The organism is Hymenobacter lapidiphilus, assembly GCF_003417065.2.
Taxonomy (GTDB): Bacteria; Bacteroidota; Bacteroidia; order Cytophagales; family Hymenobacteraceae; genus Hymenobacter.
This window is the reverse complement of sequence record NZ_QVLT01000013.1, coordinates 65,106-84,016: the sequence shown is the minus strand read 5'-3', so window position 1 is coordinate 84,016 and position 18,911 is coordinate 65,106. Positions and strand designations below refer to the sequence as shown.

Below are 18,911 nucleotides of genomic sequence, written 5' to 3'. Positions count from 1 at the left end.
CGGATAGAATCAAAATGCCCACCGTAAAAAGAGGGAAAAATAACGTGTTATGCTTCGGCTACGCTCCGCTGCGCGGACACCAGATGAAGCATGACAATGTCCTACAATCCTTCTATCTCCTGCCTGCCACCCGGCCATCTCCTATATTCTAGCTCCCAACTCCTCGCTTCCTCTAAAAATGCCCGATATCATTCAACTGCTGCCCGAGTACCTGGCCAACCAGATTGCGGCCGGCGAAGTGGTGCAGCGCCCGGCTTCGGCCGTGAAGGAACTGCTCGAAAATGCCGTGGACGCCGGCGCCACCCAGGTGCAGCTCATCGTGAAGGATGCCGGCAAGCAGCTGGTGCAGGTGGTGGACAACGGCGCCGGCATGAGCCCGACCGATGCGCGCATGAGTCTGGAACGCCACGCCACGAGTAAAATCCGCACGACGGAGGATCTGTTCCGCATCCGCACGCTGGGTTTCCGGGGCGAGGCGCTGGCCTCCATTGCCGCCGTGGCCCAGGTGGAATTGCGCACCAAAACCCGCGACCAGGATACGGGCACGCTGCTGTTGGTGGAAGGCTCGCAGATTACGAGCCAGCAGCCCGTGGCCTGCCCCGACGGCACGAGCATCAGCATGAAAAACCTGTTTTTCAATGTGCCCGCTCGTCGCAACTTCCTCAAGAGCAATGCCGTGGAGATGCGGCACATTCTCGACGAGTTTCAGCACGTAGCGCTGGCCAACCCGGGCATTGCGTTTTCGCTGTTTCAGAACGATCTGGAGGTGTTCAATCTGCCGGCCGGCAAGCTGGGCCAGCGCATTGTGGCGCTACTGGGCAACGGCTACAAGGAGCAGCTGGCGCAGGTGGAGGAAGAAACGCCGTTTCTGACGGTGCGCGGCTTTATTGGCAAGCCCGAATCGGCCAAGAAAAGCCGGGGCGACCAGTTCTTCTTCGTCAACAACCGCTTCATCCGCTCAGCCTACCTCAACCACGCCGTGCTCACGGCCTACGAGGGCCTGCTGCCCAAGGACACTCATCCGTTCTACGTGCTGTTTCTGGACCTCGACCCCAAGAGCATCGACATCAACGTGCACCCGACCAAAACCGAAATCAAGTTTGAGGACGAGAAAACGGTGTATGCTATTGTGCGCTCGGCCCTGAAGCAGAGCCTGGGCCTGCACAACATGGCGCCCTCGCTCGATTTTGCGGGCGACGTGAATTTCGGCGCCATTCGGCCGTTGCAGCTGTCGGGCACCGAGAAAAACCCCTTCGACGACGGCACCGGCAGCGGCCGGCCCGATGCGCTGGCCGCTGCCGCCAGTGCCGCTAACAACCTGGCTAACCCGCGCTCCGGCCGGGCCGGTAATGCCAGCAACTTTGAGCGGCCGCTCACGCCCCGGCCCACCGAGCAGGCCAAGCAGGAGCTGGAGGATTTTTACCGCAGCCTGAGCCGCGTGAACCTGCCCGACGTGGAGCACGAGGCCACCGCCGCCGGCGTAGCCGTGCCCAAAGTGCCCGTGGCCCCACCGCCCGCTGCCGCTTTGCCAACCACTGAAACCGTCGACCCCGAAACCGGCGAAGTGCTGACTGCCAAGCCGGCCGAAACTACCCCGGAAGCTCCGGAAACTGCGTCGCAACAGGTGGCTATATTGCCCGGTACGGCCGCCGCGCCTGAGCTGCCGTTGCGCGAGTCGAGTACCGGGCCGGGCAACAAGGTGTTGCAGCTGCATCAGCAGTATTTGCTAGTGCCGGTGAAGTCGGGCGTGATGCTGATTGACCAGGTGGCGGCCCGCGAGCGAATCCTGTTCGAGCAGTACGCCCAGGCCCTGGAGCGCGACGTCAGTGCCTCCCAAACGCTACTGTTTCCGCGGACCATCACCTTCACGCCCCAGGATTTTGCCGTGCTCCGCGAAGTCGAGGACGCGCTGCGGGCCCTGGGTTTCCGCTTCACCGATTTCGGCCGCCACACCATTGCCGTCGAGGGTATTCCGGCCGATGTGCCGGCCCGCGACGAAAAGGAGCTGCTGGAGGGCCTGATTGAGCAGTTTCGCAACGGCGGCTCCATGAAGCTTGACCGGCGCGAGCAGATGGCCCGCGCCCTGGCCCGCCGCGTGGCCGCCAGCGCCGCGGGTGCCCGCCTCTCGGAGCGCGAAATGACGACTATTGTCGATAAGCTCTTCGCCTGCACCGTGCCCAACTACACCCCCGACGGCCGCCGCACCCTCGTACTGCTGGAGCTGGGCCAGCTACGGGAGTTGTTCGGGTAGAGGCGTGGCAAAAAGGCGAGGTCATGCTTCATCTGGCGTCCGCGAAGTCGAAGCATCTCTACCGTTTCGTTGGAAACAACGCCTCAACTGGAAACAACGGCTCAACGAAGCGGTAGAGATGCTTCGAGTCCGCTTCGCTCAGCATGACGTTCCTTTGTATTCTTGCTCTCTGCTGCTCGCTCTCCGTTTCTTGCTTGCAGTTCCTTATTTCTCGCTTCTAGCTCCTTCTATATGTTTCAACTCACGCCGACGGTCCGCAACCTGCTCATCGCCAACGTGGTATTTTTTCTGCTGGCCAACACCCTGCCGGGTGGGCTGGGTTTGCTGGCGCTCTACCCGGTAGGCTCCGGGTTCTTTCAGCCCTGGCAGTTCCTGACGTATATGTTCATGCACGCCGGCATTGGGCATATTTTCTCCAATATGTTTGGTCTGATGGTGTTCGGGCCGCTGCTGGAGCAGCGCTGGGGCGGGCAACGGTTCCTCATCTTCTGGCTGATTTGCGGGCTCGGCTCGGGTATGCTTTACTCGGGCCTGCGCTACTACGAAGTCAACAAGATGCGCCACGACATCGAGGTTTTCCAGCAGGACCCGTCGGATGTGCATCTGCAGGATTTTGTAGAGAAACACGCTGAGCAATACGCGCCGGCCTTCGCGCCGGTAGTGCGCCAGCTGCACGCCACGCCCAACGACCCTGGCCTGGTGCAGAGCGCACTAAATTCGATGCAGGAGTTATACAACGGTAGCCTCAATGGGCCGATGGTGGGGGCTTCGGGCGCGCTGTTCGGGGTGCTGTTCGCTTTTGCCTACCTGTTTCCGAATACCACGCTCTTTATTTTCCCGCTGCCCGTACCCGTCAAGGCCAAGTACCTGGTGCCGGTCTATGGCCTCTACGAGCTCTACAGCGGCATCTACCAAGCCCCCGGCGACAATGTGGCCCACTTCGCCCACGTGGCCGGTTTGTTGGTGGGCTTTGTGCTGGTGATGCTCTGGGAACGGAACCGCAAGCAGTTTTATTAGTATTTCGTTTTTCGGTGCTCGTTTTTTGCCTTTCGTTGTTTAAAGAATTCAACGAGAAGCAGCAACGGCCAGCGAGCCACAGGCAGCGAGAAACGAACAACGAGAAACGGAAAACGAAATGAGTGTTATTAATGACATCCGCACCGCGTTCAGCCGCCGCGATAATGCGCTTAACCAGTTGCTGCTCATCAACGTGTTGGTGTTCGTGTTTCTGGTATTCACGAAGGCTATCATGTTTTTCACTGGGGGGCAGTATTACATCAATATCATCCGCCAGTTCCAATTGCCCTCTGACCTGCCGGACTTACTGCGCCACCCCTGGACGGTCCTCACCTACGCCTTCACCCACGAAGGCTTCCTGCACATCCTCTTCAATCTCATCAACCTCTACTGGTTTGGGGCCTTGTTGCGTGAGTACCTCGGCGACCGGCGTCTGGTGAGCGTGTATATTTTAGGCGCATTGGCGGGGGCGCTGTTTTTCGTGCTCTCCTACAACCTCATTCCGGCGCTACGTCCTGCCTTAGGCATTCCGCTGATTGGGGCCTCAGCGGGCGTCACGGCCATTATTATGGCCGCCGCCACGCTCATGCCGGAGTATCAGTTCAACCTGATTCTGCTCGGACCGGTGCGCATCAAGTACATTGCCGCCGTAGTGATTGTGCTGTCGGTGGTAGCCATCAATCAGGGTAACCCCGGCGGCGGTATTGCCCACATTGGCGGGGCGGTGCTGGGCTATCTGTTCATCAAGCAGCTGCGCGCCGGCCGCGACCTGGGCCGCCCGGTGCAGGCCGTGGGCGACTGGGTGGGCCGGGTGTTTTCCAGCCGCCCTAACCTGCGCGTCACGCACCGCCGCCCTGCCACGGCCGCCGTTTCCACTACCAAAGGCTCAGCCCCCGCTGCCACCCGCAAAGCCAGCGCCGCCCAACCCGCCGAAGACGAAATCGACCTCATCCTCGACAAAATCTCCCACTCCGGCTACGAAAGCCTCTCCAAGGAAGAAAAGCAGAAGCTGTTCAAAGCCAGCCAACAATAAATCACAGATGTTGCAGATGATACAGATAACGCAGATTCGTTCTGGATGTTGATTTGTGCTGATTGGTTGTGTTCTCATGAATTTTCGGGTTGATAGGAGCACAGGATTTCAGTTGAAAATGCCTTCAACTGAACTATACTAAAAAAGCCAAACGCGCCCCTGCACTATGCAGGGCGGCCGTTTGGCTTTGCGGAGAACTGGAAAACCGAAAATCCGGTATGCCTCTAAGCTTTAATCTCTAATCTCTAAGCGTTGGCCTGGTTCATTTTGTCCAGCGCTTCCATTACCTCTTTCACGTGGCCGCGGGAGGTTTCGAGCAGGGCTTTCTCGTCGTCGTTGAGCTGCAGCTCGATGACTTTCTCGATGCCGTTTTTGCCCAGGATAACCGGGGCGCCGAGGTATACGCCGTCCATGCCGTACTCGCCTTCGAGCTTCACGCACACCGGGAACACCCGGCGCTGGTCGCGCACAATGGCTTCCACCATTTGGGCCGCAGCGGCGCCAGGAGCGTACCAGGCCGAAGTGCCCATCAGTTTCACCAGCTCGCCGCCGCCTACGGCCGTGCGCTGCACGATGGCGTCAAGCTCCTCTTTGCCGATGAGCTCGGTAACGGGAATGCCACCCACGGTGGTGTAGCGGGGCAGGGGCACCATGGTGTCGCCGTGGCCGCCCATGAGGACCGCCTGAATGTCTTTGGGGCTCACGTTGAGCGCCTCGGCCAGGAAAGCGCGGTAGCGGGCCGTGTCGAGGATGCCGGCCATGCCGAACACCTTGGTCCGGTCGAGGCCGGAGGTGAGGTGGGCCTGGTAGGTCATCACATCGAGCGGGTTGCTGACGATGATGATGATGGCGTTGGGCGAGTGCTTCACCACCTGCTCAGTCACCGATTTCACGATGCCGGCGTTGGTCGAAATCAGGTCGTCGCGGCTCATGCCGGGCTTGCGGGGCAGGCCCGAGGTAATCACGACCACCTCCGAACCAGCGGTGCGAGAGTAGTCGTTGGTTACGCCCACGGTGCGCGAGTCGTAGCCGATAATGGGGGCTTTCTGCCAGATATCGAGGGCTTTGCCTTCGGCGAAACCTTCCTTAATGTCAACCAGAACAATCTCGTTGGCAATTTCGCGGGTGGCCAGTACATCAGCGCAGGTCGCGCCTACATTGCCGGCTCCAACTACGGTAACTTTCATTGAGCGGTGGAATTTGGGTGTGGATATTGGGATACGCGTAAAGCTACGGCATAGAGTTTAGAAGTGAGTTGGAAGGAATGAGAGGTGAGTAGGAGGAGGGAGGAACAAAGGAACTGTCATTCTGAGCGAAGCCGGAGGCGAAGTCGAAGAATCTCTACTGCAATGGTAATCCTATCGGCTGCAACGAAGCGGTAGAGATTCTTCGACTTCGCCTCCGGCTTCGCTCAGAATGACGTCCCTTTTCTCACTTCTCACTTCCAACCCCTCACTTCTCCAACTTACATCCGCCGCACCAGCAGCACCCGTTCGGTTTCTTCCGTCACCTTGAACCGGTCGTCGGGGCGGTGGCCGATAACCCAGACAATTTTGCCGTCGGCCGATACCAGCACCCACACGTTTTCTTTCAGGTTGAGAGGCACCTTCTGGTCGATGAGAAAGTCGGAAAGCAGCTTTTTGCCCTTCATGCCGATGGGCATAAACCAGTCGCCTTCCTGCCAGGGGCGCACCGTGAGCGGGAATTTGAGCGCGTCGGCGTCGAGGGCGGCCAGAGCCTTGCCGCGGGGCGGCTCGTAGCCTTCCGGCACTTCGAGCAGCTCGGTGCGCAGGTGCAGCCCATCAATTTTAAGCACTACCTGGCCCGCCTGCAGCTGGTAGGTGCCGAACTGGCTGAGCCGGCGCGGCGTGATGACGAGCTGCTCGCGGTCCTTCACCAGCAGGTGCGTCGGCGACTCGAAGCGGCGGCCCGGCTCGGCCCCGAAGCTGCGCACGATGTCCTTTACCACCGGGTAGGCGAAGCCGAAGGGCCGCAGCAGCTCGTGCAGCACCAGGGCCGTGGCGGCGGTTTTCTGCAGCAGCCGGATGTCGAGGTAGGTGGCCTCGGGCTCGGTGCGCTGGGCCTGGGCGGCGGTGTCGGCCACGTAGCGGCGTACGATTTCCTCGGCCCCGCCTACCCGCTCGGCCGTGGTGCTCATGGTCTGGTCGAGGTTGGGGTTGATGTCGCGCAGTACCGGCAGTACCTCCAGCCGCAGGCGGTTGCGCTGGTACACCGGCGAGTCGTTGCTGGCATCCTCACGCCAGATGAGGCGGTTTTCCACTACGTAATCGAACAAATCGGGCTTGCTTACGGCCAGCAGGGGGCGCACGAGGTGGCCGGTTTTGGCCCGAATGCCGTGCAAACCCGCCAAGCCGGTACCGTGGGTAAGGTTGAGCAGCATGGTTTCGGCTGCGTCGCGCTGGTGGTGGGCCGTGGCGATGTAGGCGTAGCCCTGCTCGGCCCGCACCCGCTCGAACCACTCGTAGCGCAATGCCCGGGCGGCCATCTGGGTCGAGATGCCTTCCTGCTCGGCGAATTTCTTGGTCTGGAAGAACTCCCCGAAGTAGGGCACCTTGTACTGCTGGGCCAGCCGGCGCACGAACTCCTCATCGGCGTCGGCCTCCTCACCGCGCAGTCCGAAATGGCAGTGCGCCACGGCAAACGGCTGCTCCAGCCGGTGAAGTACGTCGGCCAGTACCACCGAATCGAGCCCGCCGCTGACGGCCAGCAGCAGGGTGTCGGCGGGGGAGAAGAGCTGGTGCTCCTGAATGAACTGTTGAATCTGGTCGAGCATGGGGGTAAAAAGCGGTTAGCTAATGCAAATTGCGGCGTATTCTGCCCGCACGTGGTAGGGGCGGGGCTTGCCCCCGCCCGCCGTTAGGTATAGGTGGAACTATCGTTTGAACAGTCGTTTAACGGCGGGCGGGGGCAAGCCCCGCACCCTACATCGTTCTTTCAACAGCCGCTTCATCCAATATTCCGCAAAGAAACACGTTAGCCACCCCGCTTGCCTACCTTTGCGCCGAAATGTCGCTTCCTAAGTCTGTTTTTCTTGTTTTACTGCTTGTGCTGCCGCTGCTGGGGTGGTCGCAGGCCAGGCCCGCGGCCGCGCCGGTTAAAGGCCAGCCGATTGAGCTGCTGACGGCCAGTTCGCTGGAAGGCGGCACCTTCAATGGCATCGAAATCCGCAAGCTGCTGGGTAACGTTAGCCTGCGCCAGGGTACCACGCTGCTCTACGCCGACTCGATGTACCAGTATCTGGAGCGCAACGCCATCGAGGCGTTCAGCAATGTGCGCATCATCCAGAACGACACCATCACGATTACCGGCAACCGCGGCACCTACGACGGCGACACCCGCAAGGCCCGCATGACGGGCAACGTAACGCTGCGCGACCCGCGCATGACGCTCACCACCCAGCTGCTCGACTACGACTTGGCTAACAACCTCGCCTACTACAGCACCGGCGGCCACCTCCAGGACCCTAAAAACACGCTCGACAGCCAGTTCGGCTACTACAACACCGTCAGCAAAGTGTTCAGCTTCAAGCGTAACGTGAAGCTGGTAACGCCCGAAAATACCATCGACACCGATACGCTGCAGTACAACACCATCAGCAAAGTGGCTTACTTCTTCGGGCCGACACGCATCAAGGGTAAAAACCAGAACCTGTACGCCGAGAACGGCACTTACAACACCGCTACCAAGGAGGCCAACTTCGGCCGCAACGCCAAAATAGAAACGCCCACTTATCTGCTCGGCGGCGACAAGCTTTTCTACAACGAGTTGACCCAGTACGGCGTGGCCACGGGCCGGGTGTCGATGATTTCCAAGAAGGATAACCTCGAAATACGGGGCGATGTGGGGCGCTACTGGCGGGCCCAGGGCCGCGCCAAGGTGTACGGCAGCCGCCCCGTAATGCGCAACATCTCGGGCAAAGACACGCTGTATCTGACCGCTGATACGCTGGTCAGCATTGAGGGGAAGCCCCCGCTGAACAAGGGCGCCGTGATATATGCCTACCGCAAAGCCCGCATTTTCCGCTCCGATTTGCAGGGCCGGGCCGACTCGCTGACCTACGACCGGCAGGACTCCATCATCTACCTCAGCCACGACCCGGTGCTGTGGACCAAGAAAAACCAGCTGACGGCCGACTCGATGGAAATCCGGCAGCGCCGGGGCAAAATCGACCAGATGCGGCTCTATGGCCACGCTTTCAGCATCGGGCTCGACACCATTGGCAACTACAACCAGGTGAAGGGCCGCACGATGGTGGCTTACTTCGGGGAGAAGGCCATAAAAAAAATTGATGTGGTTGGCAACGCCGAGAGCCTCTACTATGCTCTTGAGGGCGACACGGCCGTTTCGGGCGTCAACAAGTCGCTCTCGGCCACCATGGCCCTGCGCTTCACCGACGACGAGCTGCAGACCATCAGTTTCATCACCAACCCCGAAGCCAAGTTCATCCCGCCCAACGAGCTGAAACCCGAGGAAGCCAAGCTCAAGGACTTCCGGTGGCGACCCGACGACCGGCCCACCCGCCGTCAGACGCTCGGCAAGCACTTCGCCCTGCCCGTAAAGCCCAAAAAGAAGCCTGCCCCAGCCCGTAAGCCGCCGGTTAAATCCAGTAAAAGGACCCCGGCTAGGAAGTAGCGTATGGTTGGCAAAAGAACGGTGTCATGCTGAGCGAAGCGGAGCGGAGTCGAAGTATCTCTACCGCAATGCTAACCTCCTCGGCGGCAACGAAGCGGTAGAGATGCTTCGACTCCGCTCCGCTTCGCTCAGCATGACGTTCTCTCATACCAGCAATTTATTACCAACTACTAATTCGTACCTTTGCGCCCTTATGCTGTCATTCCGTCCTGCTTTCTTTGTTCTGTTCCTCAGCACGCTGCTGTTGGGTTCCTGCTCCGGCTATCAGAAGCTGCTCAAGAGCACCGATGTGAACAAGAAGTATGAAGCTGCCATCCAGTATTACGAAAAGGAGGACTTCTTCAAGGCAGGTACGCTGCTCGAAGAGCTGATTCCGCTGCTCAGAGGCCGGCCCGAAGCCGAGAAGGCGCAGTTCTACTTTGCCAACACCAACTACCGCCAGCGCAATTATACGCTGAGCGCCTACTATTTCAAGACTTTCCACGACACCTACCCCAACTCGGAGTTCGCCCAGGAGGCCTACTTCATGCAGGCAAAGTCGTTGTTCAAGGATTCGCCCGAGTTCCAGCTCGACCAGACCAATACGTACACGGCCCTGGAAGTAATTCAGGAGTTTCTGAACCGCTACCCCGAAAGCAAGTTCCGGTCCGAGGTAGAGGGAATGTCGCAGGAGCTGCAGAAGAAGCTGGAGAACAAGGCCTTTCTGTCGGCTAAGCTCTACTACGATTTGCGCTATTACCAGTCGGCCGTTACGGCTTTAACCAACTTCCAGCAGCAGTACCCGGCTTCGGCCTACGGCGAGCAGGCTGCTTTCCTCAAGCTCAGCGCCCAGTTCGACCTGGCTACCGAATCGGTAGCGGAGAAACAATTGGAACGCTACAACGAAACGCTGGCGTTTTATCAGAGCTTCATCGACACCTTTCCGCAGAGCAAGCAGCTGAAAGACGCCGAGAAAATGTACGATAACGCCCGTGGCGCCGCCGACAAGCTGAAAGCGGCCGATACGGCTGCTGTTAAGTAAGGGCTTTCGCGCCCGGTATCACTTAGGAACCTCGAAAACTCATCATATGAAGACGCCCAACAACACTTCCGCTTCCATCGTTACGCGCAACATGTCGGACTTCACTCCCGAAACCGGCAACGTGTACGAGAGCATTGCTATTATCTCGAAGCGCGCCAACCAGCTCTCCATCAAGCTGAAAGAGGAGCTCAACGGCAAGCTGGCCGAATTTGCCACCACCGTCGACAACCTGGAGGAGGTGTTTGAGAACCGCGAGCAAATCGAGATTTCCAAGCATTACGAGCGCCTGCCCAAGCCCACCAACCTGGCTATCGAAGAATTCCTGGAGGGCAAGATACACTACAGCACGCCCGAGCAGGAAGCCGAGAAGAACGCGTAAGTTGACCTTTCCGGTCGGCCGCAGCCTCCCCGCCACCCGGACCAACCCGGGCGACGGGGAGGCTGCGGCGTGTAAGGCAACGCGTTGCCGGGTTGCCGGCCAGCCCTAACTCTGTACTTGAAAATGAAGCCGTGCTTCGCCAACTGCCAGGTATGCCGCTAACAGGTCGAAATATTGTGCTGGGTGTTAGTGGCAGCATTGCCGCCTATAAAGCCGCGCCGCTGGTGCGCCTGCTGGTGAAGGCCGGTGCCGTGGTGCGCGTGGTGCTGACGCCCGCCGCCGTGGCCTTCGTTACGCCGCTCACGCTGGCCACGCTTTCCAAAAATCCGGTTCTGCAGGGTTTCCTGAAAGACGAGCGGGCCGGCGAGTGGCACAACCACGTGGAGCTAGGCCTGTGGGCCGATGCGCTGGTGGTGGCTCCGGCCTCGGCCAATACGCTGGCTCATCTCGCCTTGGGCCTCTGCGACACGCTGCTCGACGCGGTGTACCTTTCGGCCCGCTGCCCCGTGTTCGTAGCCCCGGCCATGGACCTCGATATGTACCAGCACCCGGCCACCCAAGCCAATCTGGCGCGCCTGCGCAGCTACGGCAACACCGTGTGGGACTCGCCGGCCGGCGAACTAGCCAGCGGCCTGAGCGGCCCCGGCCGCATGCTGGAGCCCGAGGACATTGTGCGCGAGCTGGAAAAAGAAGTGAGAAGTAGGAAATAACTTACCGACTTCCTTGGATTGGTAATTGGGGATGGGATGGCCGTATGGACGGAATTCCTGGTTTTTAATTCTTAATTAGTATAATGCGCGTTCTGATAACGGCCGGCCCGACCCATGAACCCCTGGACCCGGTGCGGTTTCTGGGCAACCACAGCACCGGCAAAATGGGCTACGCGCTGGCCGAAGCCTTTGCCGCGGCTGGCGCCGAGGTGGCCCTCATCAGCGGCCCCACCAACCTGCCCGACCCGGCCTCCCCGCACATTCTGACGACGCGGGTGCAGACCGCGGCCGAGATGTACGAGGCCGCCGCTGATGCCGCCCGGCTGGCCGATGTGTGGATATTTGCCGCCGCCGTGGCCGATTACCGGCCGGCCGAAGTAGCCACCCAGAAAATAAAGAAAAGTGGCGAACGGCTGACGCTGGAGCTGGTGAAAAACGTGGATATTGCCTTCGAACTCGGAAAAACCAAACGGCCCGAACAATTTTCGGTGGGCTTTGCGTTGGAAACGGAGAACGAGCAGGCCCACGCGCTGGGCAAGCTCGAACGCAAGAACTTCGACCTGATTGTGCTTAACTCGCTGCGCGACGCCGGGGCCGGCTTCCGCCACGACACGAACCAGGTAACTTTGCTCGAAGCCGACGGCCGTGTTACGGCGTTCGGGCTGAAATCCAAAACCAGCGTCGCCCTCGATATTATGGGCGTCGTACTCGACCGTTTAGCTGCCCGCCATGTCTAAGTTTCAGTTGCTGTTTTTGCTGCCGCTATTGGTACTGCTGCGCCCTGCCCGGGCCCAGGAGCTGCAGGCTGAGGTAACCGTTTCGACCGAAAACGTGACGATTTCGGACCCGCAGCTGGTGCAGCAGTTGCGCAACGATATGCAGAACTTCCTCAATAGCCGGGCCTTCACCAATCGGGCGTACCGGCCTGAGGAGCGCATCAAATGCCGGTTGTTCGTGGGCATCACCGAAATTCCGCAGAACGGCACGTACCGGGCTACGGTGCGCATCGTGAGCACCCGGCCGGTGTATGGCACCGGCTACGAGAGCAACGTGCTGAGCTTCGCCGACCGGGGCTGGATTTTCAACTACTCGCCCCAGAACCCGCTGGAGTATTCCGAAAATACGTTCGTCGGCAACCTCTCGTCGCTGCTGTCCTTTTATGCCTACATGATGATTGGGCTGGACCAGGATAGTTTTGCATCGTTGAGTGGCGGCCCATATTACGACCGGGCCCGGCAGATTCTGACCAACGCGGCCTCCCAGAATATCACCAACGAATCGGACCCCGGCTGGAAGGATGAGAACAGCGGCAACCGCTACTGGCTGCTCAACAACCTGCAGGATCCCCAGCTGCAGGCCTTCCGCAGCGGCATGTATGCCTACTACCGCCAGGGCCTCGACATCTTCATCACCCAGCCCGACGAGGCCCGCACCAATATGTACACGGCCCTGCAAGACGTGCAGAAAGCCGTGCAGCGCCGCCCCGGTACCCTGTTCGCCCGTTCGTTCTTCCAGACCAAGGCCGACGAAATTTCCAACGTCTTTCGCACCAGCACCGACCAGCAGCAGAAAACCAGCCTCGTAACCCTGCTCACCGAAGCTGACCCCACCAACACGTCGAAGTACGAGACGATTCTGCGCCAGCCGTAGGTCTGGTGGCAGTTGGCTGTTAGCGCAGTAGGGGCGGGGCTTGTCCCCGCCCGCCGTTGAACGATGCGGAACCAAGTCGTCCGGATTATTCCGGCATCCCCGTTCTATTGGCGGGCGGGGGCAAGCCCCGCACCCTACGCTGTTCTTGCAAATCATTTTGTGGATGGTTGGGGCAAACGAAAAGTTTGAGCAGAAAAGCCTCTATGGTGGGCCGTAACGACTAATGCTGCCGCTTGTTGCGAAAATAACTAGCATCTGACTAACCGAACTAGTAGCTTTGCTAACGCTGCTAGGCCTGGCCGTAGAACACGGGGCCTTAGCTGCACTTTTGGTAGCCACGGTCGGCGCTCCGGCCTTCACGCCTTTCGGTATGCTGGTTGATTTGCGAATTCAGAATTACGCCCTGATTGAGAAGCTGGAGCTGAAACCTTCGGCGCTGCTCAACATAATTACCGGCGAAACGGGCGCCGGCAAGTCCATTATGCTGGGGGCCATTGGGCTGTTGCTCGGCAACCGCGCCGACTCGCGCATGCTATTCGACACAAGCAAAAAGTGCGTGCTGGAGGGCCATTTCGACATCAGTAGCTACCAGCTGCGCGACATTTTCGAGGCCGAGGACGTGGATTACGACCAGCAGTGCATTCTGCGGCGCGAGCTGAGCCCCAATGGTAAGAGCCGGGCGTTCGTGAACGATACGCCCGTGACGCTGGAAACCCTGCGGAACATCGGGGCCAACCTCATGGATATCCATTCCCAGCACGATACGCTGCTGCTCGGCGACGCAGTGTTTCAGCTTAACCTGCTGGATTTGTACGCCAACCTAGTGCCTACCCGCACCCAATACAGCAGCGCCTACCGCCAGTACCGCAAGCTCGAAACCGACCTGCAGGCCCTCGAAGGCCAGGTGGCCCAAGCCAATAAGGAGCTCGATTACCACAGCTTCCTGCTGAATGAGCTGGAAGAAGCCAGCCTGGACAATGAGCACCAGGACGAGCTGGAGCAGGAGGTGAAGGGGCTGGAGCACGCCGAGGAAATCAAGTACAAGCTCACCCACGCCCTGCAGAGCCTGAGCGAGGGCGAGTATTGCGCCACCGGCGCCCTGAAAGACGCCGCGGTGCTGCTGGGCCAGATTGCACCCTACTCGGAGCCCGTGAAAGACCTGCGCCACCGCCTCGACAGCTGCCTGATTGAGCTGCGCGACATCACCGACGAAATTGAGCAGGTGGAGCGCCGCACCGAGGGCGACCCGGCCCGCATCGATGAGCTGCAAAGCCGCCTGAACGTGCTCTACAGCCTGCAGCGCAAGCACCAGGTGCGCGACGTGGTGGACCTGCTGGCCGTGCGCGCCGACCTGCGCGACAAGGTCAGCTCGGTGCTCAACCTCGACAAGCAAATCAGCCGCCTGCGCCGCGATGTGGAAGCCACCCTGGCCACCGTGCAGAAGCAGGCCCTGCGCCTCTCCGAAGCCCGCCGCAAAACGTTTCCCAAGTTCGAGAAGGAACTGGCCACGCTCCTCACCGACCTGGGCATGCCGCACGCCCGCATTGTGGTAAGCCACGAGGCCGGAGCCCCAGCCGTTAGCGGCATCGACGTCGTGAGCATCCTGTTCACGGCCAACAAAGGCGCCGCGCCCCAGACGTTGAGCAAGTCCGCTTCGGGCGGCGAATTCTCGCGCCTCATGCTGTGCATCAAGTATATGCTGGCCGATAAAACGGCGCTGCCGACAATCGTATTCGACGAAATCGATACCGGTATCAGCGGCGAAATTGCGCTGAAAGTGGGCCGCATGATGCAGCAGATGGCCAAGAAGCACCAACTCATCGCCATCAGCCACCTGCCCCAGATGGCCGCTGCCGGCGACGCCCATTACTTCGTGTACAAGGAAGACCGCGCCGACCGCACCGTGAGCCGCATCCGCCTGCTCAGCCAGGATGAGCGCATCCACGAAATTGCCCAGATGATTTCCGGCGCAACCCCACGCTGCACGCCACCCAGAGCGCCCGCGAGCTGCTAGCGTTGCGCGGCGTGGAAATGGCTGGATAGAAGAGTGGTTGGTGGATGGATGAAGAAACCGTCATGCTGAGCGAAGGCGAGCCGAAGTCGAAGCATCTCTACCGCAACAATCGAATCCAACGTCAGGATTACTATTGCGGTAGAGATGCTTCAGCTTCGGCTCCGCCTTCGCTCAGCATGACGGTTCTACTTTTTTCAGTATGACCATTCCTTATTTTTTCGCCTTTTTTGTAGTTCCAATCTACACCCTACTCACCTCCCCATATGGCCAGTAACCTGCTCGCGGGCAAAGTCGGTATCATTTCCGGCGCGCTCAATGAAGAATCTATTGCCTGGAAAGTGGCGCTGAAGTGCCACGCCGAGGGCGCCCGCTTCGTGCTCACCAATGCCCCGCTGGCCATGCGTATGGGCGAAATCAACAAGCTCGCCGAGCAGTGCAACGCGCCTATCATCCCGGCCGATGCTACGTCGATGGAGGACCTGGAGAACCTGTTTTCGGGTGCGCAGGAGCAGCTTGGTGGCAAGCTCGACTTCGTGCTGCACAGCATTGGCATGAGCGCCAACATCCGCAAGGGCAAGCACTACGGCGAGCTCAACTACGAGTGGTACCAGAAGACGCTCGACGTGTCGGCCCTCTCGTTCCATAAGATGCTGGCTGTGGCTGAGAAGCAGGACGCCTTCAACGAATGGGGCTCGGCCGTAGCCCTGAGCTACATTGCTGCCCAGCGCGCTTTCCTCGACTACACCGACATGTCGCAGGCTAAGGCCATGCTCGAAAGCATTGCCCGCAGCTATGGCCAGCGCCTCGGCAAGCTTAAGAAAGTGCGCGTGAACACCATCTCGCAGTCGCCCACCAAAACTACGGCCGGCACCGGCATCAGCGGTTTCGACGCCTTCTACGAGTACGCCGACCGCCTTTCGCCCCTGGGCAACGCCCCGGCCGAAGCCTGCGCCGACTACGTGGTGAGCCTGTTTTCAGACCTGACCCGCTACGTGACCATGCAAAATCTCATGCACGACGGCGGCTTCAGCACCACCGGCATCTCGGAGGAAATCGTGGAATTGGTGACGGGCGCCAAGCAGTAATCAGGCGCTCTTTCTAAGAAAGAACAACGCCCCGGCCAGTTTGGTCGGGCGTTGTGGCGTTCAGGGGGGGGGCAAACCGAACGACCGGCCGGTTCGGGGTTAGGCTGCCAGGAAGGTTTCCATTACCTCTCGGGTGAGGGCCGGGGCGCTCACATGCGGGCAATGGCCGCTAACAGGCAGCGTCACTAATTCCGAAGTTGGCAGGGTGGCCTGCAGAAAATCGCCCACTTCTACGGGTGCAACCATGTCGCGGGCGCATTGGATGAATAAGCATGGAACCTTGCAAAGGCTTACATCGGGGCGGTTGTCGGAAAGGAAAATGACGCGGGCGAAGCGCTTGGCAATGGTCGGGTCATTCTGGCACAGGCTATGCAACAGCTCCTCGGCCAGCGAAGGTTGGTCGGGGTTGCCCATCACAAATGGGGCGAAAGTATCGACCCAGCCCATGAAATCCTGATCCATAAAGGCCAGCATCTGCTCCAGATCCTGCTGATCGAAGCCGCCGTGGTAATTCGTTTTGTTCAGGTAGCAGGGCGAAAGGCACAGTAACTGCAGTTGGCGAAAATACTCCGGGGCTTCAATGGCAGCCAGCATTCCAATCATAGCTCCTACAGAGTGGCCGATCAGGGTAATGTCGGTTAGGTTGAGTTCCTGGCAAATGTCGAGTAGGTCCTGGGCATACCCCTGTAGCGAGCCGTGTTTGTCCGGGTCGTAGGCCGAGGATTCGGATAAGCCGGCCCCAACATGATCGAAGAGTACTAACTGAAAGCGGGAAGAAAAACTGGGCGTAATGAACCGCCAGATGCTTTGGTCACATCCAAATCCATTGACAAAAAGTAGCGTTCGAGGCCCAGTGCCCATTATATGGACATTATTACGTTTCAGCGCGCTGCTCATTAGACTAAAGGATTTAAATAAATAAGACAATAAAATATCTATTATAGATAACAAATATTCACCAAAATAGCAAGTAGATTAACTGATGAGTGCTGCGTGCGTCGGTATAGGCCGTGGCGCCAGCGGGTGCTACTGCTTCGATGCGTTCTACGAGTACGCCGACCGCCTTTCGCCGCTGGGCAACGCCCCGGCCGAAGCCTGCGCCGACTACGTGGTGAGCCTGTTCTCAGACCTGACCCGCTACGTAACCATGCAGAATCTCATGCACGACGACGGATTCAGCACCACCGGCATTTCGGAGGAAATCGTGGAGCTGATTACGACCGCCAAGCAGTAATCCGGCTCTCTTTCTGATAAAGAACAACGCCCGGCCAATGTGGTCGGGCGTTATTGTTTACCGATTTAGCTCACTTGGAGCAAACAAAGCGTCTATAATCGGGCGGTCATAGTCAAGAATCCACTCCTGGTAGCGCTGGTAGAAGGGGCGTGAGCTGGCGGCACTGTCACTGGATATAACTAGTCCACGGTCATCGTACATGTAAAAAATGATGCCGCTGGTTTGGTTGAAAAAGAACAGTTGGCCGCGCAGGGTCTGCACTCCCGGTGAAGGAAAATCTTGGCGGCTGATGGCGGCCAGCAGTGCCCGGTGCGGGATTTGCGCTGCAGTAGTTGGGAGTAACATTCGAACCCAGCGGCCTTCGTGGTAGGCATCAGGGTTGGCTATGGCACGTCGCTTCTCAAACACGACATCGTGCTTACGAATACCTAACTGCCGGAACAGGTAGCTAGTGCTATGAATACGATGACGCTTGTAACGGTGATCCTGATACACCACCAGCACTTCATCAGTAGGCTGGAAAGCCGCCTCGAACAGTGTGGCCGCCCGGTGTAGCACCATGGGAAAATAGCCGACATCATCGGACGGAAGTTGTCCTGATAAATCGAACCGCAACCAGTACGGGAGATGATAAGCCAACTCGCGTGGGCTGGGGCGATTGGTAGCGTATTGGCTAAAAAACTGGGTAAGCGGTGAAAGCATATTTATGGTCAGATGACCCACAGCTTCAGTGAGCACTGAGAATGGATAGTGCTGTTAGAAATGCTTGCCACTACCGCCGCCGCAGATACAGCAGCGTCGACTGGCCCGAGGACCCGTACTTGTCGTTGATCAGGAAATAGCCGCTTTTATAAGCCGCCAGGCCTTCCCAGTTGTAGGTCTGGTACTCGGTCGGTAGCTCCAATAGCGGCTTCCACTTGATGCGGTTGCGCTTGTAGCGCAGGCTGATGAGGCGGCTGTAGTGCTGGTAGCTGGCGGTGCTGTCCTGAATCAGGCGGGCGTTGGGGTCGGGGAGCGACATGCGGTACACCCGGTCGGAGGGACCGTTGAAGAAGTAGTTGATGGCCGTGAAGCGCCGGCTGCCGGCGGGCTCCATATCCGTTACCCGGAAGGGCAGTGGGGGCAGCGCGATGCTTCGGGGGCTGTGGTGGCGGAGGGCAAGGGCCTGGTTACCGCGGGCCAGGTAGTTGTACTCGAACAGCAGCAGTAGCTCGCGGTTGCGGTTGCTGGCCATAGCTTCAAAACCCGCGTTGTAAGCCGGCGTGCCAGTAGTCAGCAGGGGCTTAGGCAGGGCCACCAAGTAGCTGCTGTCGAGTTGAATAATGCGCTGGCTTTCGTTTAGCACCCCCCGCACGAGGTAGCAATTGAGAGCCGACGTAACGGTTTCGATAGAAAAATAAAGCGTGTCGCGCAGTACCGCCATAGCCTCCAGGCCCTCATAGATGGGCGCGGCGCCATCAATCCGGGCCCGGGCTTTGTCGAGGCCCCGAATGGGGTATTTGCGGAAGGGCAGCTCACCGGTTTGGCCTGCCAGCTGCTGGTCGAGGTCGGCAAGGGCCAGACCGTATACTTTTGCTTCGGCCTGCTCCTGCAGGCGGCTCTCCGACATGAGCAGCAGCTGGCCGCGGTAGGTGCAGAGCCCGGAAAACTGGTTTTCGCGCTCGACCAGTTCAGCGGGTAGCGGGATAACCTGGGCCAGCGGCGCGAGAGTCTGCTGGGCGTAGGCAACCGTGCTGGGCAGCAGAAGCGAGCAGAAAGCAAAAAACCAATTCATGAGCAATGCCGCGTGAAAAAAGGCGGCTTTGGGAGCCGCTTGTCCGAGGTGGCGGCAAAGGTAGGCAGCCAGCCGTGTGGAAATGCGCGT

General features: G+C 59.3%; 16 protein-coding genes and 1 pseudogene. 12 read left to right on the top strand and 5 right to left on the bottom strand.

Annotation, left to right across the window (positions count from 1 at the left end):
- Nucleotides 1–178: 178 nt before the first annotated feature.
- The 3 genes from mutL (at nucleotide 179) to D0N36_RS09785 (ending at nucleotide 4,301) form a co-directional block, all read left to right on the top strand.
- Entirely contained in the window at nucleotides 179–2,251 is a 2,073-nt protein-coding gene (gene mutL / locus D0N36_RS09795; protein WP_116941212.1) for a DNA mismatch repair endonuclease MutL, read from the top strand.
- A 231-nt stretch (nucleotides 2,252–2,482) separates the two neighbouring features.
- On the top strand, nucleotides 2,483–3,268 hold the full coding sequence (locus D0N36_RS09790) for a rhomboid family intramembrane serine protease (protein WP_116941211.1): 786 nt from the start codon (nucleotides 2,483–2,485) through the stop codon (nucleotides 3,266–3,268).
- A 118-nt stretch (nucleotides 3,269–3,386) separates the two neighbouring features.
- On the top strand, nucleotides 3,387–4,301 hold the full coding sequence (locus D0N36_RS09785; protein WP_116941210.1) for a rhomboid family intramembrane serine protease: 915 nt from the start codon (nucleotides 3,387–3,389) through the stop codon (nucleotides 4,299–4,301).
- A 245-nt stretch (nucleotides 4,302–4,546) separates the two neighbouring features.
- On the opposite strand, the gene mdh is transcribed toward D0N36_RS09785, so the two are convergent.
- The gene (mdh, locus tag D0N36_RS09780; RefSeq protein ID WP_116941209.1) at nucleotides 4,547–5,488 is read right to left on the bottom strand and encodes a malate dehydrogenase; all 942 of its coding nucleotides are present in this window, start codon (nucleotides 5,486–5,488) and stop codon (nucleotides 4,547–4,549) included.
- 278 nt (nucleotides 5,489–5,766) lie between these two features.
- Nucleotides 5,767–7,095: a tRNA lysidine(34) synthetase TilS gene (gene tilS, locus D0N36_RS09775; protein WP_116941208.1), complete on the bottom strand. Its 1,329-nt coding sequence runs from the start codon at nucleotides 7,093–7,095 to the stop codon at nucleotides 5,767–5,769.
- Nucleotides 7,096–7,328: 233 nt separating this feature from the next.
- On the opposite strand from tilS, the gene D0N36_RS09770 reads away from it, so the two are divergent.
- From D0N36_RS09770 to D0N36_RS09735, 8 genes are all read left to right on the top strand, one after another.
- The gene (locus tag D0N36_RS09770; RefSeq protein ID WP_116941207.1) at nucleotides 7,329–8,954 is read left to right on the top strand and encodes an OstA-like protein; all 1,626 of its coding nucleotides are present in this window, start codon (nucleotides 7,329–7,331) and stop codon (nucleotides 8,952–8,954) included.
- A 193-nt stretch (nucleotides 8,955–9,147) separates the two neighbouring features.
- Nucleotides 9,148–9,975: an outer membrane protein assembly factor BamD gene (locus D0N36_RS09765; RefSeq protein WP_116941206.1), complete on the top strand. Its 828-nt coding sequence runs from the start codon at nucleotides 9,148–9,150 to the stop codon at nucleotides 9,973–9,975.
- Between the two features lie 46 nt (nucleotides 9,976–10,021).
- A complete protein-coding gene (locus D0N36_RS09760; protein WP_116941205.1) occupies nucleotides 10,022–10,354 on the top strand; it encodes a DNA-directed RNA polymerase subunit omega in 333 nt (110 codons plus the stop codon).
- A gap of 152 nt (nucleotides 10,355–10,506) precedes the next feature.
- Complete coding sequence (locus tag D0N36_RS20105) at nucleotides 10,507–11,064, top strand: flavoprotein (protein WP_116941204.1); 558 nt, start codon at nucleotides 10,507–10,509, stop codon at nucleotides 11,062–11,064.
- Nucleotides 11,065–11,147: 83 nt separating this feature from the next.
- Nucleotides 11,148–11,801 (top strand): phosphopantothenoylcysteine decarboxylase domain-containing protein, encoded by a 654-nt coding sequence (locus D0N36_RS20100; RefSeq protein ID WP_116941203.1) that lies wholly within the window; start codon nucleotides 11,148–11,150, stop codon nucleotides 11,799–11,801.
- Nucleotides 11,794–12,714, top strand: a complete 921-nt coding sequence (gene porD, locus D0N36_RS09745) for a type IX secretion system protein PorD (protein ID WP_116941202.1) — start codon at nucleotides 11,794–11,796, stop codon at nucleotides 12,712–12,714. Before D0N36_RS20100 ends, porD begins: the two co-directional genes overlap by 8 nt.
- A 277-nt stretch (nucleotides 12,715–12,991) precedes the next feature.
- On the top strand, nucleotides 12,992–14,728 hold the full coding sequence (gene recN / locus D0N36_RS09740) for a DNA repair protein RecN (RefSeq protein WP_317191454.1): 1,737 nt from the start codon (nucleotides 12,992–12,994) through the stop codon (nucleotides 14,726–14,728).
- 263 nt (nucleotides 14,729–14,991) lie between these two features.
- Nucleotides 14,992–15,813 (top strand): enoyl-ACP reductase FabI, encoded by an 822-nt coding sequence (locus D0N36_RS09735; protein ID WP_116941201.1) that lies wholly within the window; start codon nucleotides 14,992–14,994, stop codon nucleotides 15,811–15,813.
- Between the two features lie 99 nt (nucleotides 15,814–15,912).
- Here the strand turns inward: D0N36_RS09735 and D0N36_RS09730 are convergent, their stop codons facing one another.
- Nucleotides 15,913–16,674 carry an alpha/beta fold hydrolase gene (locus tag D0N36_RS09730; protein ID WP_242478869.1) on the bottom strand — a complete coding sequence of 254 codons (762 nt, stop codon included), beginning with the start codon at nucleotides 16,672–16,674 and terminating at the stop codon, nucleotides 15,913–15,915.
- A 145-nt stretch (nucleotides 16,675–16,819) separates the two neighbouring features.
- Between D0N36_RS09730 and D0N36_RS09725 the strand changes: the two are divergent.
- Nucleotides 16,820–17,047, top strand: a pseudogene (locus D0N36_RS09725) (SDR family oxidoreductase); the annotation flags it as partial.
- A gap of 57 nt (nucleotides 17,048–17,104) precedes the next feature.
- Here D0N36_RS09725 and D0N36_RS09720 read toward each other — a convergent pair.
- Nucleotides 17,105–17,749 carry a DUF3885 domain-containing protein gene (locus D0N36_RS09720; RefSeq protein ID WP_116941199.1) on the bottom strand — a complete coding sequence of 215 codons (645 nt, stop codon included), beginning with the start codon at nucleotides 17,747–17,749 and terminating at the stop codon, nucleotides 17,105–17,107.
- A gap of 70 nt (nucleotides 17,750–17,819) precedes the next feature.
- Nucleotides 17,820–18,821 (bottom strand): SdiA-regulated/phytase-like domain-containing protein, encoded by a 1,002-nt coding sequence (locus D0N36_RS09715; protein ID WP_116941198.1) that lies wholly within the window; start codon nucleotides 18,819–18,821, stop codon nucleotides 17,820–17,822.
- Nucleotides 18,822–18,911 lie beyond the last annotated feature (90 nt).

Bases quoted from the DNA above. Each gene is read 5' to 3' on its own strand.
- D0N36_RS09760 (WP_116941205.1), top strand. From the start codon at position 10,022: ATGAAGACGCCCAACAACACTTCCGCTTCCATCGTTACGCGCAACATG.
- porD (WP_116941202.1), top strand. From the start codon at position 11,794: ATGTCTAAGTTTCAGTTGCTGTTTTTGCTGCCGCTATTGGTACTGCTG.
- D0N36_RS09770 (WP_116941207.1), top strand. From the start codon at position 7,329: ATGTCGCTTCCTAAGTCTGTTTTTCTTGTTTTACTGCTTGTGCTGCCG.
- D0N36_RS09730 (WP_242478869.1), bottom strand. From the start codon at position 16,674: ATGGGCACTGGGCCTCGAACGCTACTTTTTGTCAATGGATTTGGATGT.
- D0N36_RS09765 (WP_116941206.1), top strand. From the start codon at position 9,148: ATGCTGTCATTCCGTCCTGCTTTCTTTGTTCTGTTCCTCAGCACGCTG.
- D0N36_RS09715 (WP_116941198.1), bottom strand. From the start codon at position 18,821: ATGAATTGGTTTTTTGCTTTCTGCTCGCTTCTGCTGCCCAGCACGGTT.
- D0N36_RS09735 (WP_116941201.1), top strand. From the start codon at position 14,992: ATGGCCAGTAACCTGCTCGCGGGCAAAGTCGGTATCATTTCCGGCGCG.
- D0N36_RS09785 (WP_116941210.1), top strand. From the start codon at position 3,387: ATGAGTGTTATTAATGACATCCGCACCGCGTTCAGCCGCCGCGATAAT.
- D0N36_RS09790 (WP_116941211.1), top strand. From the start codon at position 2,483: ATGTTTCAACTCACGCCGACGGTCCGCAACCTGCTCATCGCCAACGTG.
- mutL (WP_116941212.1), top strand. From the start codon at position 179: ATGCCCGATATCATTCAACTGCTGCCCGAGTACCTGGCCAACCAGATT.
- D0N36_RS20105 (WP_116941204.1), top strand. From the start codon at position 10,507: ATGCCGCTAACAGGTCGAAATATTGTGCTGGGTGTTAGTGGCAGCATT.
- tilS (WP_116941208.1), bottom strand. From the start codon at position 7,095: ATGCTCGACCAGATTCAACAGTTCATTCAGGAGCACCAGCTCTTCTCC.
- mdh (WP_116941209.1), bottom strand. From the start codon at position 5,488: ATGAAAGTTACCGTAGTTGGAGCCGGCAATGTAGGCGCGACCTGCGCT.
- D0N36_RS20100 (WP_116941203.1), top strand. From the start codon at position 11,148: ATGCGCGTTCTGATAACGGCCGGCCCGACCCATGAACCCCTGGACCCG.
- D0N36_RS09720 (WP_116941199.1), bottom strand. From the start codon at position 17,749: ATGCTTTCACCGCTTACCCAGTTTTTTAGCCAATACGCTACCAATCGC.